We start from the raw sequence: 14,449 nt of genomic DNA on the forward strand, positions 1-14,449 counted from the left end.
GCTTCGGAGCCAAGCTCTTTAACAATATAGACCAATCAATCTGTGTGGGCACTCGTCGATAAATATCAAATAAGATTTTATCAATGAACCGAGTGACCAATATCAAGTTGGAAAGCAGTTTACTGTTATCTGACGAGAGCACAGTCAATTCAGCATTACTTATGTAATGTAACTTTTTGCTTCTGCTTTTTTAAAAAGCGGAGACGAAAAGCAGTATTCATTGAGCCGACACGCAAGTGTCAAAAAAACTTTTAATTGAAGAGTTTGATCATGGCTCAGATTGAACGCTGGCGGCAGGCCTAACACATGCAAGTCGAGCGGTAACAGGAAAGAGCTTGCTCTTTTGCTGACGAGCGGCGGACGGGTGAGTAAAGCCTGGGAAATTGCCCTGATGTGGGGGATAACCATTGGAAACGATGGCTAATACCGCATGACGTCTACGGACCAAAGAGGGGGACCTTCGGGCCTCTCGCGTCAGGATATGCCCAGGTGGGATTAGCTAGTTGGTGGGGTAAGGGCTCACCAAGGCGACGATCTCTAGCTGGTCTGAGAGGATGATCAGCCACACTGGAACTGAGACACGGTCCAGACTCCTACGGGAGGCAGCAGTGGGGAATATTGCACAATGGGCGCAAGCCTGATGCAGCCATGCCGCGTGTATGAAGAAGGCCTTCGGGTTGTAAAGTACTTTCAGCAGTGAGGAAGGGGGTAGTTTTAATAGAGCTGCCTTTTGACGTTAGCTGCAGAAGAAGCACCGGCTAACTCCGTGCCAGCAGCCGCGGTAATACGGAGGGTGCGAGCGTTAATCGGAATTACTGGGCGTAAAGCGCATGCAGGTGGTCTTTTAAGTCAGATGTGAAAGCCCGGGGCTTAACCCCGGAGTTGCATTTGAAACTGGGAGGCTAGAGTACTGTAGAGGGGGGTAGAATTTCAGGTGTAGCGGTGAAATGCGTAGAGATCTGAAGGAATACCGGTGGCGAAGGCGGCCCCCTGGACAGATACTGACACTCAGATGCGAAAGCGTGGGGAGCAAACAGGATTAGATACCCTGGTAGTCCACGCCGTAAACGATGTCTACTTGGAGGTTGTTCCCTTGAGGAGTGGCTTTCGGAGCTAACGCGTTAAGTAGACCGCCTGGGGAGTACGGTCGCAAGATTAAAACTCAAATGAATTGACGGGGGCCCGCACAAGCGGTGGAGCATGTGGTTTAATTCGATGCAACGCGAAGAACCTTACCTACTCTTGACATCCAGAGAAGCCGGAAGAGATTCTGGTGTGCCTTCGGGAGCTCTGAGACAGGTGCTGCATGGCTGTCGTCAGCTCGTGTTGTGAAATGTTGGGTTAAGTCCCGCAACGAGCGCAACCCTTATCCTTGATTGCCAGCACTTCGGGTGGGAACTTCAGGGAGACTGCCGGTGATAAACCGGAGGAAGGTGGGGACGACGTCAAGTCATCATGGCCCTTACGAGTAGGGCTACACACGTGCTACAATGGCGTATACAGAGGGCAGCCAACTTGCGAAAGTGAGCGAATCCCAAAAAGTACGTCGTAGTCCGGATTGGAGTCTGCAACTCGACTCCATGAAGTCGGAATCGCTAGTAATCGTGAATCAGAATGTCACGGTGAATACGTTCCCGGGCCTTGTACACACCGCCCGTCACACCATGGGAGTGGGCTGCAAAAGAAGCAGGTAGTTTAACCTTCGGGAGGACGCTTGCCACTTTGTGGTTCATGACTGGGGTGAAGTCGTAACAAGGTAGCGCTAGGGGAACCTGGCGCTGGATCACCTCCTTACGAATAGATATTGAGATGAGTGTCCACACAGATTGATTTGGTTTATAAGCAAAGAGAGTTTGGGTCTGTAGCTCAGGTGGTTAGAGCGTTCGCCTGATAAGCGAGAGGTCGGTGGTTCAAGTCCACTCAGACCCACCAAATTTTCCTTCTTCGGCGTTACATTGTTCATCGCATAGTCAACTATGCTTGTTCACAATGTGGCTTGAATAAGAAAAATTGACTACACGATGGGGCTATAGCTCAGCTGGGAGAGCGCCTGCCTTGCACGCAGGAGGTCTGCGGTTCGATCCCGCATAGCTCCACCATCTTTAAGGGTTTTTGATAAGAATCTTTAAAGATGGTTTTGTGAGAAACAAAATCTTTGCTCTTTAACAATTTGGAAAGCTGACAAAATAATGTGTGTTTCATTGGAAACAGACGATTATTTGTAAAAGTTCTCAATACTTTCTCGAAAGAGAAAGACCAACACAATCAAGTGTTCTTGGAAATGCACAGTTTACTGTGTCATTCAATTGAGTCCGGCAAAACCAGTCTCTCGCTCATGTAAATCAATGAGAGACACCTTGGTTACTGATAATGCCACTCGAAACTTCTTCGGGTTGTATGGTTAAGTGACTAAGCGTACACGGTGGATGCCTTGGCAGTCAGAGGCGATGAAGGACGTATTAACTTGCGATAAGCGTAGATGAGGTAGTAAAAACCACTTGAGTCTGCGATTTCCGAATGGGGAAACCCATCTGCAGCAGCAGTTATCATCAGGTGAATACATAGCCTGATGAGGCGAACCGGGAGAACTGAAACATCTAAGTACCCCGAGGAAAAGAAATCAACCGAGATTCCGAGAGTAGCGGCGAGCGAAATCGGAGTAGCCCTTAAGCTTTTGCAGCGTTAGGTGAAGTGTCTGGAAAGGCACGCAATAGAGGGTGATAGCCCCGTAACCGAAGGCGCTGTTTAGGTGAAAACGAGTAAGGCGGGACACGTGATATCCTGTCTGAACATGGGGGGACCATCCTCCAAGGCTAAATACTCCTGACTGACCGATAGTGAACCAGTACCGTGAGGGAAAGGCGAAAAGAACCCCTGTGAGGGGAGTGAAATAGAACCTGAAACCGTGTACGTACAAGCAGTAGGAGCCTCCTTTGTGGGGTGACTGCGTACCTTTTGTATAATGGGTCAGCGACTTATATTCAGTGGCGAGGTTAACCGATTAGGGGAGCCGTAGCGAAAGCGAGTGTTAACTGCGCGTTCAGTCGCTGGATATAGACCCGAAACCGGGTGATCTAGCCATGGGCAGGTTGAAGGTTGAGTAACATCAACTGGAGGACCGAACCGACTAATGTTGAAAAATTAGCGGATGACTTGTGGCTAGGGGTGAAAGGCCAATCAAACCCGGAGATAGCTGGTTCTCCCCGAAAGCTATTTAGGTAGCGCCTCGGACGAATACTACTGGGGGTAGAGCACTGTTAAGGCTAGGGGGTCATCCCGACTTACCAACCCTTTGCAAACTCCGAATACCAGTAAGTACTATCCGGGAGACACACGGCGGGTGCTAACGTCCGTCGTGGAGAGGGAAACAACCCAGACCGCCAGCTAAGGTCCCAAATTACAGCTAAGTGGGAAACGATGTGGGAAGGCTCAGACAGCTAGGATGTTGGCTTAGAAGCAGCCATCATTTAAAGAAAGCGTAATAGCTCACTAGTCGAGTCGGCCTGCGCGGAAGATGTAACGGGGCTAAGCTGTAAACCGAAGCTGCGGCAATGCTCGTGAGAGTATTGGGTAGGGGAGCGTTCTGTAAGCCGTTGAAGGTGGATTGTAAAGTCTGCTGGAGGTATCAGAAGTGCGAATGCTGACATGAGTAACGATAAAGGGAGTGAAAAACTCCCTCGCCGGAAGACCAAGGGTTCCTGTCCAACGTTAATCGGGGCAGGGTAAGTCGACCCCTAAGGCGAGGCCGAAAGGCGTAGTCGATGGGAAACGGGTTAATATTCCCGTACTTGTTGTGAATGCGATGGGGGGACGGAGAAGGCTAGGTGGGCCTGGCGACGGTCGTCCAGGTTCAAGTGCGTAGGCTGTAGAGTTAGGTAAATCCGGCTCTGCGTTAGGCTGAGACACGATGTCGAGCATCTACGGATGTGAAGTCATTGATGCCATGCTTCCGGGAAAAGCCTCTAAGCTTCAGTTCACAAGAAATCGTACCCCAAACCGACACAGGTGGTCGGGTAGAGAATACCAAGGCGCTTGAGAGAACTCGGGTGAAGGAACTAGGCAAAATGGTACCGTAACTTCGGGAGAAGGTACGCTCTTGACGGTGAAGTCCCTTGCGGATGGAGCTGTTGGGAGTCGCAGATACCAGGTGGCTGCAACTGTTTATTAAAAACACAGCACTGTGCAAAATCGTAAGATGACGTATACGGTGTGACGCCTGCCCGGTGCCGGAAGGTTAATTGATGGGGTTAGACTTCGGTCGAAGCTCTTGATCGAAGCCCCGGTAAACGGCGGCCGTAACTATAACGGTCCTAAGGTAGCGAAATTCCTTGTCGGGTAAGTTCCGACCTGCACGAATGGCGTAATGATGGCCACGCTGTCTCCACCCGAGACTCAGTGAAATTGAAATCGCTGTGAAGATGCAGTGTACCCGCGGCTAGACGGAAAGACCCCGTGAACCTTTACTACAGCTTGGCACTGAACATTGAACCTACATGTGTAGGATAGGTGGGAGGCTTTGAAGCGCAGTCGCTAGATTGTGTGGAGCCATCCTTGAAATACCACCCTTGTAGTTTTGATGTTCTAACTTTGGCCCGTTATCCGGGTCGAGGACAGTGCCTGGTGGGTAGTTTGACTGGGGCGGTCTCCTCCCAAAGAGTAACGGAGGAGCACGAAGGTGGGCTAAACACGGTTGGACATCGTGTGGTTAGTGCAATGGCATAAGCCCGCTTAACTGCGAGAATGACAATTCGAGCAGGTGCGAAAGCAGGTCATAGTGATCCGGTGGTTCTGAATGGAAGGGCCATCGCTCAACGGATAAAAGGTACTCCGGGGATAACAGGCTGATACCGCCCAAGAGTTCATATCGACGGCGGTGTTTGGCACCTCGATGTCGGCTCATCACATCCTGGGGCTGAAGTCGGTCCCAAGGGTATGGCTGTTCGCCATTTAAAGTGGTACGCGAGCTGGGTTTAGAACGTCGTGAGACAGTTCGGTCCCTATCTGCCGTGGGCGTTGGAGAATTGAAAGGGGCTGCTCCTAGTACGAGAGGACCGGAGTGGACGAACCACTGGTGTTCGGGTTGTGATGCCAATCGCATTGCCCGGTAGCTAAGTTCGGGATCGATAACCGCTGAAAGCATCTAAGCGGGAAGCGAGCCTTGAGATGAGTTCTCCCTGGCGCTTAAAGCGTCCTAAAGGGTTGTTCGAGACTAGAACGTTGATAGGCAGGGTGTGTAAGCGCTGTGAGGCGTTGAGCTAACCTGTACTAATTGCCCGTGAGACTTAACCATACAACACCGAAGGGGTTTTAGGACTCTTAGAGACTTGATTGTGTACGAGAATCAGCTTTTCGAATTGAAAGAATTTGCTTGGCGACCATAGCGTTTTGGACCCACCTGAATCCATGCCGAACTCAGACGTGAAACGAAACAGCGCCGATGGTAGTGTGGGGTCTCCCCATGTGAGAGTAGGACATCGCCAGGCTTTAATTATTTGTTTTCAGAAGAATCTGAAGGCAAAAGCTAGAAAAGACTTCATAGTCTGACCAATGCGGAGTGGTAGTTCAGTTGGTTAGAATACCGGCCTGTCACGCCGGGGGTCGCGGGTTCGAGTCCCGTCCACTCCGCCACTTTATTTTATATTTCGCTTTAGCGATTACAGGGGTGTAGCTCCAATTGGCAGAGCAGCGGATTCCAAATCCGCGTGTTGGGGGTTCGAATCCCTCCACCCCTGCCATTACAAATTGCATAATTATGCAAAACGAAACCCGCTCATTGAAGCGGGTTTTTTGTATCTTGAGAGGGAATAAGGTTGACACAGATCTGTGTGGTGAGTAATTTTTGAATCCACAGGTTTAGAACCCTGTTTATTTCCCTCGGTGTTATAAATCCTTTAGTGATTTATGGCTTTGCCATATCTGTATTATGGTGAGTTGGATAGGGGCGCTTCGGGCGCGCCGTCTTTCCGAGTGGACGGGGTTCTAACCTTATTCAGCTCACCACCCTTAGCTTAGAACCTTTGTATGGTGGTGTGGGTTTAGTTAACTCGGAGGTTTTATGCCGGACGCTATATCTAAAAGACTCGATTTAGCCCATACAGCACGCTTACATCTTATTGATTTGATTGCTTACGCTAAGCAAGATGACTTACATGAAGTGAGAGAAGTGTTGGTTTATCTCAATAATCTGATCACATTTGATGAGCAGGAAAATCCACAGAGATAAAAAAAGGCTCACGATATGTGAGCCTTAAATCATTTGAATTCTATTATCTTGCCCAATATCCATAAGGAATTTTACGAGGGTCACGCGGAAGTTTTCTCAACGTATATTCATCTTGCAGATACATTCTTTCAAAATTACGCTGTCTTGCCCCATATGAAGGTAAATCTCGTAATACATTTACGATACCCTGAACTTCTGGCGAATTAAAATGATATCCTGCATCTAGTAAACCATTCAATGATACGACTAATTCTTTATATTGATCATTTGCATCATATAAATTTTTAATTCTTTCTAACATTGCAATGAAGATGCTACCCAAAGGACTTGATTTCAATTTCTTTACCGTATCAAAGCTATTCATTTCTTTATCTCCCTAAGGAAGATACCTGCAATAACTAAAGATAATATTACTTCTATTGATTGAGCCAAAATATAAACACGAGGTATAGTTTGCTCTGTATATTCAAGCACAGGGTAAATTGTTCGAATTATGATGATAATAGGGTATAACACTGCAATTATCTTCATTGATTTGTGAGTAAATAAATCAATTTTCTTCCATACTCCAAATAATGCAATAACCACAAAAAATGTCATTAGTTGAGAGACAAACTGGATCACTTGCTCAATCGTTGTACCGATATAATCAAATGCTGTTGCGAGTGCGATAGATAGCACAGTGAAAGCAAACATAAAACCGGCTAGTTTGTTATTAGCCATGAGAAACCCCACCTTATAAATCTGATAGTAGCTCATATTATCATACGTTCAGTTATATGAGACCTTTAAGAGGGGTTATATTGCTATGGTGAGATATTGATTCTATATTCGTTCCAATAGAGTTATACATTTAATGTTAAAACTCTTTTTATTTCCTCTGTTCTAACTGAGTAATACGAACATCCAATTTTTCCATCATCAGGCGGAGCCACTTCACATCTGTTTTTAGTGTAACCCCGACACCTATGCCGCTGGATAATGCACTGACAGCCGCAATGATTAACGTCTGATATTCTCCCATTACTTAAATTCATCCCTCAGTGTTTCCCAGACACCGATCAACACAGGGGCAGCGGTGCCAATTAACCCCCCATAGTGAACCCCGTCCGGTGTGATACTGGCGGTTAATAGTTCAGGGTGTCCGGCCGCTAGTGCGACACCGGCACCAATTAAAGCGAACCCTTTCTTAGTCGATGCTTGGTTGATATCGATGCCTAATTTGTTTTTGAAAAAATCGCTCATAATAGATGGCTCCTTTTCAGATATTTGATGGTATACGCTGCCAGAATCGCACCGGCAACCGACAGGGCGAACCGTTTCATGTCTTGTTTTGTCATGCCATTGCAACCCCTTGTTGTGCCATGCTCAGGCCGTAGTAATTGCCGACCTCTTTACGGCTCATGGCATAAAGCAGATGAGCAAGTTGGTCGTTATCATTGACATCAACCGCCTGATTTGGAGCAAGCCCCGTCCATTGGCTGACTTGCTGCACATAGAGCGCGGTGTCATTTTCATTGTCTGGCGCGAACCGATAAATCATTTGACTGAGTGTTTTATACCCTTGGCGGCTGTAACTCCGGAGTATCCGCGCGCCAGCCCGAAAGCCGTAGACAGGGTGTTTGAACTCTTCGAATTCTTTATCACGGTTAAATCCTGATTTACCTTCCCAATCATTCGCTGAGTCACGAATGTTGAGCGGGTTATTGTTGCGAACGCCACGCGGAAGCGTTGAGCGGTAAAGCATATAGGCAAGTCCTCCTGTGATGATGGTCAGGCCAATCAAGAGCGGCTGATTCATGCGCTCTGGTCTTTGACGTAATCTTGATAACGCTGATGCTCGTCAATCAACCATGCATAGCGTGCATTAAATTCGTTTTCTCCTATTGCCTGATTGGGTCGGGCGTCCAGATATTCGATATGTCCCGCTCCGGTTGCGGTATCGTATTGCACCGCCCATTCACCATGGGTCATCTGATAGCCGCCGATTTTGGACATCTCTGCAACAACGCCATCAACGATAATCATCTGGTCTTGTGTAATTGCTGTAACTTTCATGATTCACCTGATTTTCATAATCCAGTAAACGGCAACGGATTGTTGCCGGACATCAACATTGCTCATGTTTGCGGTGTGTTTATGGGCACCGTTACTACCGGCATAGGCCACCGGAACCGGTGTATTACCAAGGTTAAAGTTGCCGTCAGTGCCCGTCGTACCGCTGTTATTGCCGCCACCGGTGGCAGCCCGACGGATTAACGTATGCGTATGTGCCGGCATCTGTGCCTGTGAGAGCGTGTAACTGTCGATATTGATTGCGGTTTTATTCCAGTCTGAGCCGAATATCTCGCCATGCTGATAGCTGTCACCGGCACCGACAACCGCACGGTTTAACATATTCGGGGTACCGTTGGTGCCGTCGCACAGTTGCCAGCCGTGAGGGATTTCACTCAGGGAGCGTGTCCAAATCCGAATATCTCCCCGTTTCCAGCCGGAGGCTTGCGAATAACTAAAATTCATACGCGCTCCCCGATATGAAGCACATCCCCCGCGATCCCCTCTACGGTGACCGCATTCGAGGCCGGAAATTCGACCACCGCACCGGCAGGGACACGGAGAAAACCTTGAATCACAATCTCCCCCTGATTGCCTTCATTTGCCTGTAAAATCAGTCCCTGACGCTTTCGATTGGCATCGATACGTTGAGTGCTGCCATTAAGTACCACGTCATTGCGGCCGTAAATCTCAGTCGGTTGTTGGGTCACGGTCTGAACGGCTTTCCAGTTCGTGACACTGACCTCGGTGTGAGGCATGGTTTTGACCTCAATCTGAGGCACGGTTTTCACCTCAACCTGTGGCAGACTTTGCACCACTGAGACCGGGCTATTTATTTGCATCATTTCACCTCCAAAACGGCAAGACGGGCAGGGGTACTGCTGGCGTTATAGGCGTATAGCTCCCCTGAAAAATCAAATGAGAGTGAGCCGATTGCCGCTTTGCTACCGATGACCAGCGCCCCTCGGTTACCGGAAACATTAAAGTCACCGACACGCAAGGCGGTCAATTCATCACTGATGACCTGCATCACGACCTGACGATAACCGCCCGATGTCAGCTTGGCTTTGGTTTGTGGCGCGATTTCAATATCGGGACGGGTCACCATCTGCGATGAGGATATCGTTGCCACCTTCAGACCATCGGCAACTCTGACACTGGCCTCAAACTGGATCGGCTCAATGATCCGCTGAACAACTAAGCCCGATGTTGAGGCGGGTTTGTGCTCCAAATCTGAAATCTGATAGTCAAAATTCACAATGTCGGGTGAATGATGCGTCAGAAACATATTCTCAAACTCAGTGACTTGAATCCTGTCCCCAGATTCAAGCCGCTGTGGTTTCAGGCCGTCGGCAGAAATAAAAACCGGTGCCGACGTTGACCGGACAATCAAATATTTTCCCCGTCCCCCGACGGTGATCGGGGTTTCGGTATTGGGCTGTAAAATCATGATTTTCCCCTTAGTGCCACAACAGCCAAAACGCCACCGACCACACAGGCCGCAATTGCAAACGTGGTCAGGTAACTACTGTTATCCAGACCGGTTTGCTCACGCTGTTTGGCGGCATCTGCAACGGCAAGGGCGGTACGTGTGTTGTCACTGGCCTGATTTGCAACCGACTTGATCGCATCAATGGCGCTTTTATTGGCTGACAGGGACTTTTCACCAAATGAAAATGCTTCTTTCAGCGAGTTTTTACCAAAAGAGAGCGCTTCTTTGGTTGTGTCTGCACTGGTCTCAAGGGCTTGTTTCGCGGTTTCTTTAGCCGCATTGACCGCCCCTTGATCGGTGACGGTAATATTGCCGACACTGCCTTGAACCCCGCTCAGGAGTATTCCCAGATTATCGCCTTGTACCGCATTGGTGCCGCTGATAGACGTGGTATTGGTTGTGTTACTGCTGCTTGACTTTCCGCCACCGCCCATTAATCACCCCCTGTAAATTGCAGGCACAAGACCGATTCATCACTGTGTGTTTCAGTGGTCACAAAACCAAAGCGTCTTAAAATTCGGGTCATGCCCTGACGCACCGTGTGATATTTCACGCATTGATACCCTTGAGAGCGAACCGCATCGATTATCACGGGTGCCGCTTGTTTGAGTCCCTTGCCGGTCAGTGCCAGAATCAGATATTCGTTTTCATTGGTGACATAACCGACGAAGCGCACCGCAACCCCTTTACCTTTCAGTTGGTAGAAGCTGGCACGTTTACAGGCAACAGCATCACAGCAAAACGCATACTCATATTTGGCATCCGGAACACGATTGAAAGCCGGACGAAGCAACGCCAATTGAGCTTTGATATCAGCCCGATTCGGGCGGATGAGCGTAAATTTCATTTCTTCACCACCACAAACGTTATTGCTGCAATCACAAGGAGCATCGGCAGGCTTTGCATCAAACGTTGTCCCGCACTGCCGCTGAAGTTAATCGCCCCGTTGGTGATGCCCCCGATGGAATTTCTGGCGGTTGCCGTTGCATCACCGGCAGCGCCACCGCCCGCATTAATCGGCATGGTGCCGGAGTTGGTCAGTCCGCCTCCGATAGTCGGGATCATTTCATCTCCTTAACCAGCCGGTAAGTGAGATAACACCCGCCCCCAATCGCTGACAGTTTGATTAACTTCCCCACACCGGAGCCAGCCCAGAAGCCGCCCCCGAACCCTAATACCCCTGTTGCAACGGGGATCAGATAAATCAATGGTATTGGCATTGCTGTCCCCCTATTTTTTAGCCGCCATGACCACAACCCCAATCAGGAGTAACACACCCAGACCGCCCCCGATATACAGGAGGGTCTTGTCATTGCCTTGTGGTGCCGGTGTCACTTTGTTGCCGTTATCATCGGCCTGATGGGTTGCCTGTGGCTGTGTGTTGGCGTTGACCGAACTGTTATCACTGGTAGCGGCTCCGACAAGGTTGTCGAAGCCTTCCCCGACACTATCGAGTAAGCCGGAGCCAAAATTATTTAAATCATCTAAAAACGCCATGATTGCCCCCTTACTTAATCAGGTCGGGGCGAACGATTTTGACGGACTCAACAATGATCGGGATTGAGCCGACAGCATTATCGGTCTTCACCGTAAATTTCAGCTCATTGGTGTGTGCGGTCTGAAACAGTTCATCAATAAAATAACCGCGCATAATCGGATCAAAGTGATACATTCCTGATTGCCAGAATCGACGATTGCGTTTGGCGCGCATCGTTTCAACTGCGCGGGTGGTGTCGTACACCTTGATATAATCGCGGTGAATTTCGAGTGAGTTCACAGTTTCTGACAAGAAATGCATCCGACGAACCAGCAACAACGGACCTGATACAAGATCGAGAAATTCGTTTTCGGTTGATGTCGCTTGCATCGTTTGTTTCTTGATTTGCGGCACGACAATGCGTACACCCTGAGCGGGGGAAACGGTCGCATGACCTTTGAGCACCACACCTGATGCATTGCCGCTCGTATCCGGTGCAATCTCCACCTCAAGGATAATATTGTCTCCGGCCTCGGTCACAAGGGCGGTGTAACGCATCCCGTTTTTAGTTTTGGCGGTAATGTCAGCCAGTGGAATATGATAAAAACCATCAATTGACGGCATCCCTTTGTAAGCTTCAAGGGATTTCATCAACTTGCCGTCAAGGACAATGATTTCATCACCGTTTAAGGTAATCGAAACCCGTTTAATCTGCGCCGGTGACAGGTTGGTTTCAAGAAAGATTTCTTCATAGACGGGGCCGGTTGGGATCACCATTGAGGCTTTTTCCCCGTAGGCAACGCCCGTAAACGAGTTAAGTCGCATCACTGAATTCATACGCTCTCCCCTTAACCGATCGCGTCTTCAACAGAATCAACGTTATTTGATGCCCAGACCACGCCAGCGGCAACCACTGCGGCAATCAGCCCAACCACAGCGATATTCTTTGCGGATAATCTCATGTTTGCTCCAATAAAAAACCGCCCAACATTAGGCGGTCTGTATCAAAGCACACGATTCACAATCGATTCCTAACCCGATTGTGAATCCGGTTTAGAATAAATGTGATAAAAGTCACAATTTGTGAGGTGTATGACATTAAGTATTATTCTCAGCTGTACGCTACAAAGTTAAAAGCAGCCTCTTTTGTATCAGCATCTAGGTTTTCAATACTGAGAGTAAAGCCACTAGTTGAAACATTTTTTAATGAGACTGCTACGGTATAGGTCTCGCTAGAAAAGTTCGATGTATCAGGCGTAGCAATCACGACAGGGGTTGATGTAAATTTACCTGAATCGAAAAATACTTTATAAAGCCCGTTACTATGTTTTTCTGATTGAAAACCACTACCGATTTCTACTGTACCGGTGTGAGACACTCTTCCTATTAATTGAGTCATTATATTTTTCTCCAAAAAGACGTTTTGTGAATACATTAGGTGTTACTTTGATATGTAACTCATTTAATATAGTTCACATTCGCTGTGTGTCTAATAGGTCTAGTAACTCACCATCGGAGCGCCCCTTTTTGATAGGCTTTTCCATCCTGTAGCAGATACTCAAGCGGGTTTAACCGGTCGATTTCATCGGCTGATATACCAGTCATTTTTTCTAAATAAATCGCACTGGTATGGGTTTTTTGCATCATTACACAGGCATGCTGACAGTTATCAATGATGGTTTTGGAAACCTCCTGACCGCGCTGAAACAGGTTAATCGAATGCAGGTTGAACTTGCGCCCCAGTCGCAAAATTTTGCCATGATAACCGGTGGCTTTCCCTGCATTCTCGCTGTGCTCGGCCACTTCTTCACAAATGATTTTGAGCGGCTTTGGATGTTTACCATTGCCGCAGCCCCAAACCACCCGACAAAAGCGGTCAAAGTCTTTGACGGTGGTTTCATGCTTCGGTTGGTAGGCAATCTTAAACCCCTGCCGTGTTTTACGTCCTGCAATCATGGCGGTGGCAAAGTCTTTAATGTTGTCATACCCCCGAACGACTCGCCCCGCCAGTGTGCCGGTATAGTCCCCGACCGGATCAAAGATAGCGACTTGATCGGTTGCGTGGATGAAGAGTTTCTTTGCGGCTGAGGTCTTACCGCTGCCACTCATCCCGACCGCATAGACATGACCATTGTGCAGCGCATTATTAGGGTTAATCGGCTGCATGGTCTGGCTCTCCGTCCTCTTTGGCCGCTTGGATTTCTTTGGCTCGGTCAAGGGCTTTGAGTTCTTTCACTTGGTGATACGATGAAAAACCGAGCGCCCCCGCAGCCATGACAAAGGTCAGCTCTTCTTTGTACTGGATAAGCCACGGGGGAAGCTCGCCCCCGTATTTGACAAACAGCGGTGCGGCAGCCCCTGCAACGCCTTTAACCTGAGCTTCATCAAATACAAAATCTTTGTGAACGAATTGCCGGATCACTTCTTCAGTGACGCCCATCACCGCCATTGACGTCGCTTCACCTGCTGCCAGTGCTGCCGCTTCTTTGGGATCGGTTTTGGTTATAGCTTCATCAGGGTTAAAATCCTGCTCGGTGATTTCACTCAGTAATGCATCTTCATCGGCTTTTGAATGGGTTTCGAAACCGATCTCATGTTGTGCATCATTTTCTGAATATTCCGTTAGATTTTCCATTAAGACACCACCTTGATTGCTTTAATCAGACCCCCGAACACCACGCCTAAAGCGCCCCCTAATCCCATACAGGCGAGGGTGGTCATTGGCTTTGATTGTGTTTCTGGTTGAGGCTCCTGATTGGGTTTATTTTCCGTTTGTTTTTCCGTCTGGATTGGCAATGATTGCGGCTCAGGCTCCGATTGGTGCATCGCTTCAACTTCAGCCTGAACGATTTCAAGGGGCTGAAAGGCTTTCATTTCCGCTTGGGCTGCTTTGCCGGTTCGGGTATCAGGGCCACAATCACAGCGACCGTGAACAAAGGCTGAGCGTTTGCCTTTGCCTTGCTTAATCGCTTTGGGGTGTTTGCAGGTATGACAAACCACATACCCCAGAATATCGTCAGATTCAGTCATGTTTTATTTCTCCTTCAAGTGTGGTGAGTCGGTGATTAAATGCTTTCAATAACCAAATGGTTTTAGTGAGCCACGGCTTGATGAACCCGAAGCCTAACGGGGGCTTATAGGCTTGTGCTTCGGTGTCCATCTCTTCCAGTAATTGGCTTGTTTTTGCTTGTAGTTTGCTCAT

At 48.5% G+C, this 14,449-nt stretch carries 21 protein-coding genes, 4 tRNA genes and 3 rRNA genes; 8 read left to right on the forward strand and 20 right to left on the reverse strand.

All coding sequences use genetic code 11. The annotated features are described in order from the left end of the window. The first annotated feature begins 252 nt into the window (after positions 1–252). The 8 genes from OCU60_RS03450 (at position 253) to OCU60_RS03485 (ending at position 6,223) form a co-directional block, all read left to right on the forward strand. Positions 253–1,794: ribosomal RNA gene (locus OCU60_RS03450) — 16S ribosomal RNA — on the forward strand. Positions 1,795–1,855: 61 nt separating this feature from the next. Further along, a tRNA-Ile gene (locus OCU60_RS03455) sits at positions 1,856–1,932 on the forward strand. Positions 1,933–2,023: 91 nt separating this feature from the next. Beyond that, positions 2,024–2,099, forward strand: a tRNA-Ala gene (locus tag OCU60_RS03460). 300 nt (positions 2,100–2,399) lie between these two features. Next, a 23S ribosomal RNA gene (locus tag OCU60_RS03465) occupies positions 2,400–5,290 on the forward strand. Between the two features lie 77 nt (positions 5,291–5,367). Further along, positions 5,368–5,483: ribosomal RNA gene (gene rrf, locus OCU60_RS03470) — 5S ribosomal RNA — on the forward strand. Together the 16S, 23S and 5S rRNA genes with 4 tRNA genes alongside form the textbook arrangement of a ribosomal RNA operon. 68 nt (positions 5,484–5,551) lie before the next feature. After that, positions 5,552–5,628 (forward strand) — tRNA-Asp (locus OCU60_RS03475). A 30-nt stretch (positions 5,629–5,658) separates the two neighbouring features. Then, a tRNA-Trp gene (locus OCU60_RS03480) sits at positions 5,659–5,735 on the forward strand. A 320-nt stretch (positions 5,736–6,055) separates the two neighbouring features. Continuing rightward, positions 6,056–6,223 carry a hypothetical protein gene (locus OCU60_RS03485; RefSeq protein WP_159439502.1) on the forward strand — a complete coding sequence of 56 codons (168 nt, stop codon included), beginning with the start codon at positions 6,056–6,058 and terminating at the stop codon, positions 6,221–6,223. A 43-nt stretch (positions 6,224–6,266) separates the two neighbouring features. On the opposite strand, the gene OCU60_RS03490 is transcribed toward OCU60_RS03485, so the two are convergent. The 20 genes from OCU60_RS03490 to OCU60_RS03585 all read right to left on the reverse strand — a co-directional run bounded on the left by OCU60_RS03490 (position 6,267) and on the right by OCU60_RS03585 (position 14,449). Continuing rightward, positions 6,267–6,587 carry a hypothetical protein gene (locus tag OCU60_RS03490; RefSeq protein WP_074375089.1) on the reverse strand — a complete coding sequence of 107 codons (321 nt, stop codon included), beginning with the start codon at positions 6,585–6,587 and terminating at the stop codon, positions 6,267–6,269. Further along, complete coding sequence (locus OCU60_RS03495) at positions 6,584–6,946, reverse strand: hypothetical protein (protein ID WP_139302175.1); 363 nt, start codon at positions 6,944–6,946, stop codon at positions 6,584–6,586. Before OCU60_RS03495 ends, OCU60_RS03490 begins: the two co-directional genes overlap by 4 nt. A 148-nt stretch (positions 6,947–7,094) precedes the next feature. Continuing rightward, the gene (locus tag OCU60_RS03500) at positions 7,095–7,247 is read right to left on the reverse strand and encodes a hypothetical protein (RefSeq protein ID WP_021020709.1); all 153 of its coding nucleotides are present in this window, start codon (positions 7,245–7,247) and stop codon (positions 7,095–7,097) included. Beyond that, positions 7,247–7,468, reverse strand: a complete 222-nt coding sequence (locus OCU60_RS03505) for a hypothetical protein (RefSeq protein WP_074375091.1) — start codon at positions 7,466–7,468, stop codon at positions 7,247–7,249. Before OCU60_RS03505 ends, OCU60_RS03500 begins: the two co-directional genes overlap by 1 nt. Before the next feature lie 91 nt (positions 7,469–7,559). Beyond that, positions 7,560–7,970 (reverse strand): virion protein, encoded by a 411-nt coding sequence (locus tag OCU60_RS03510; RefSeq protein WP_074375109.1) that lies wholly within the window; start codon positions 7,968–7,970, stop codon positions 7,560–7,562. Positions 7,971–8,020: 50 nt separating this feature from the next. Further along, entirely contained in the window at positions 8,021–8,281 is a 261-nt protein-coding gene (locus OCU60_RS03515; RefSeq protein ID WP_074375092.1) for a hypothetical protein, read from the reverse strand. A 3-nt stretch (positions 8,282–8,284) separates the two neighbouring features. After that, positions 8,285–8,743, reverse strand: coding sequence for a hypothetical protein (locus OCU60_RS03520; protein ID WP_074375093.1), 459 nt, complete (start codon positions 8,741–8,743; stop codon positions 8,285–8,287). Next, positions 8,740–9,123 carry a hypothetical protein gene (locus tag OCU60_RS03525; RefSeq protein ID WP_074375094.1) on the reverse strand — a complete coding sequence of 128 codons (384 nt, stop codon included), beginning with the start codon at positions 9,121–9,123 and terminating at the stop codon, positions 8,740–8,742. Before OCU60_RS03525 ends, OCU60_RS03520 begins: the two co-directional genes overlap by 4 nt. Further along, positions 9,120–9,728, reverse strand: a complete 609-nt coding sequence (locus OCU60_RS03530; RefSeq protein WP_074375095.1) for a hypothetical protein — start codon at positions 9,726–9,728, stop codon at positions 9,120–9,122. The genes OCU60_RS03525 and OCU60_RS03530 overlap by 4 nt, the downstream gene beginning before the upstream one ends. After that, positions 9,725–10,204 carry a hypothetical protein gene (locus tag OCU60_RS03535; RefSeq protein WP_074375096.1) on the reverse strand — a complete coding sequence of 160 codons (480 nt, stop codon included), beginning with the start codon at positions 10,202–10,204 and terminating at the stop codon, positions 9,725–9,727. The genes OCU60_RS03530 and OCU60_RS03535 overlap by 4 nt, the downstream gene beginning before the upstream one ends. Next, a complete protein-coding gene (locus OCU60_RS03540; RefSeq protein ID WP_074375097.1) occupies positions 10,204–10,617 on the reverse strand; it encodes a hypothetical protein in 414 nt (137 codons plus the stop codon). The genes OCU60_RS03535 and OCU60_RS03540 overlap by 1 nt, the downstream gene beginning before the upstream one ends. Continuing rightward, positions 10,614–10,835: a hypothetical protein gene (locus tag OCU60_RS03545; protein ID WP_074375098.1), complete on the reverse strand. Its 222-nt coding sequence runs from the start codon at positions 10,833–10,835 to the stop codon at positions 10,614–10,616. The genes OCU60_RS03540 and OCU60_RS03545 overlap by 4 nt, the downstream gene beginning before the upstream one ends. Beyond that, positions 10,832–10,990, reverse strand: coding sequence for a hypothetical protein (locus OCU60_RS03550; protein WP_159439503.1), 159 nt, complete (start codon positions 10,988–10,990; stop codon positions 10,832–10,834). The genes OCU60_RS03545 and OCU60_RS03550 overlap by 4 nt, the downstream gene beginning before the upstream one ends. 10 nt (positions 10,991–11,000) lie before the next feature. After that, positions 11,001–11,267, reverse strand: coding sequence for a hypothetical protein (locus OCU60_RS03555; protein ID WP_074375099.1), 267 nt, complete (start codon positions 11,265–11,267; stop codon positions 11,001–11,003). 10 nt (positions 11,268–11,277) lie between these two features. Next, positions 11,278–12,084 (reverse strand): major capsid protein P2, encoded by an 807-nt coding sequence (locus tag OCU60_RS03560; protein WP_074375100.1) that lies wholly within the window; start codon positions 12,082–12,084, stop codon positions 11,278–11,280. Positions 12,085–12,358: 274 nt separating this feature from the next. Continuing rightward, a complete protein-coding gene (locus OCU60_RS03565) occupies positions 12,359–12,646 on the reverse strand; it encodes an H-type lectin domain-containing protein (protein ID WP_074375110.1) in 288 nt (95 codons plus the stop codon). 107 nt (positions 12,647–12,753) lie between these two features. Then, on the reverse strand, positions 12,754–13,413 hold the full coding sequence (locus OCU60_RS03570) for an ATP-binding protein (RefSeq protein WP_074375101.1): 660 nt from the start codon (positions 13,411–13,413) through the stop codon (positions 12,754–12,756). Continuing rightward, positions 13,400–13,882, reverse strand: a complete 483-nt coding sequence (locus tag OCU60_RS03575; RefSeq protein ID WP_074375102.1) for a hypothetical protein — start codon at positions 13,880–13,882, stop codon at positions 13,400–13,402. Before OCU60_RS03575 ends, OCU60_RS03570 begins: the two co-directional genes overlap by 14 nt. After that, the gene (locus OCU60_RS03580; protein WP_074375103.1) at positions 13,882–14,277 is read right to left on the reverse strand and encodes a hypothetical protein; all 396 of its coding nucleotides are present in this window, start codon (positions 14,275–14,277) and stop codon (positions 13,882–13,884) included. Before OCU60_RS03580 ends, OCU60_RS03575 begins: the two co-directional genes overlap by 1 nt. Further along, the gene (locus OCU60_RS03585; protein WP_074375104.1) at positions 14,270–14,449 is read right to left on the reverse strand and encodes a hypothetical protein; all 180 of its coding nucleotides are present in this window, start codon (positions 14,447–14,449) and stop codon (positions 14,270–14,272) included. Before OCU60_RS03585 ends, OCU60_RS03580 begins: the two co-directional genes overlap by 8 nt.

This window comes from Vibrio spartinae, assembly GCF_024347135.1.
GTDB lineage: Bacteria > Pseudomonadota > Gammaproteobacteria > Enterobacterales > Vibrionaceae > Vibrio > Vibrio spartinae.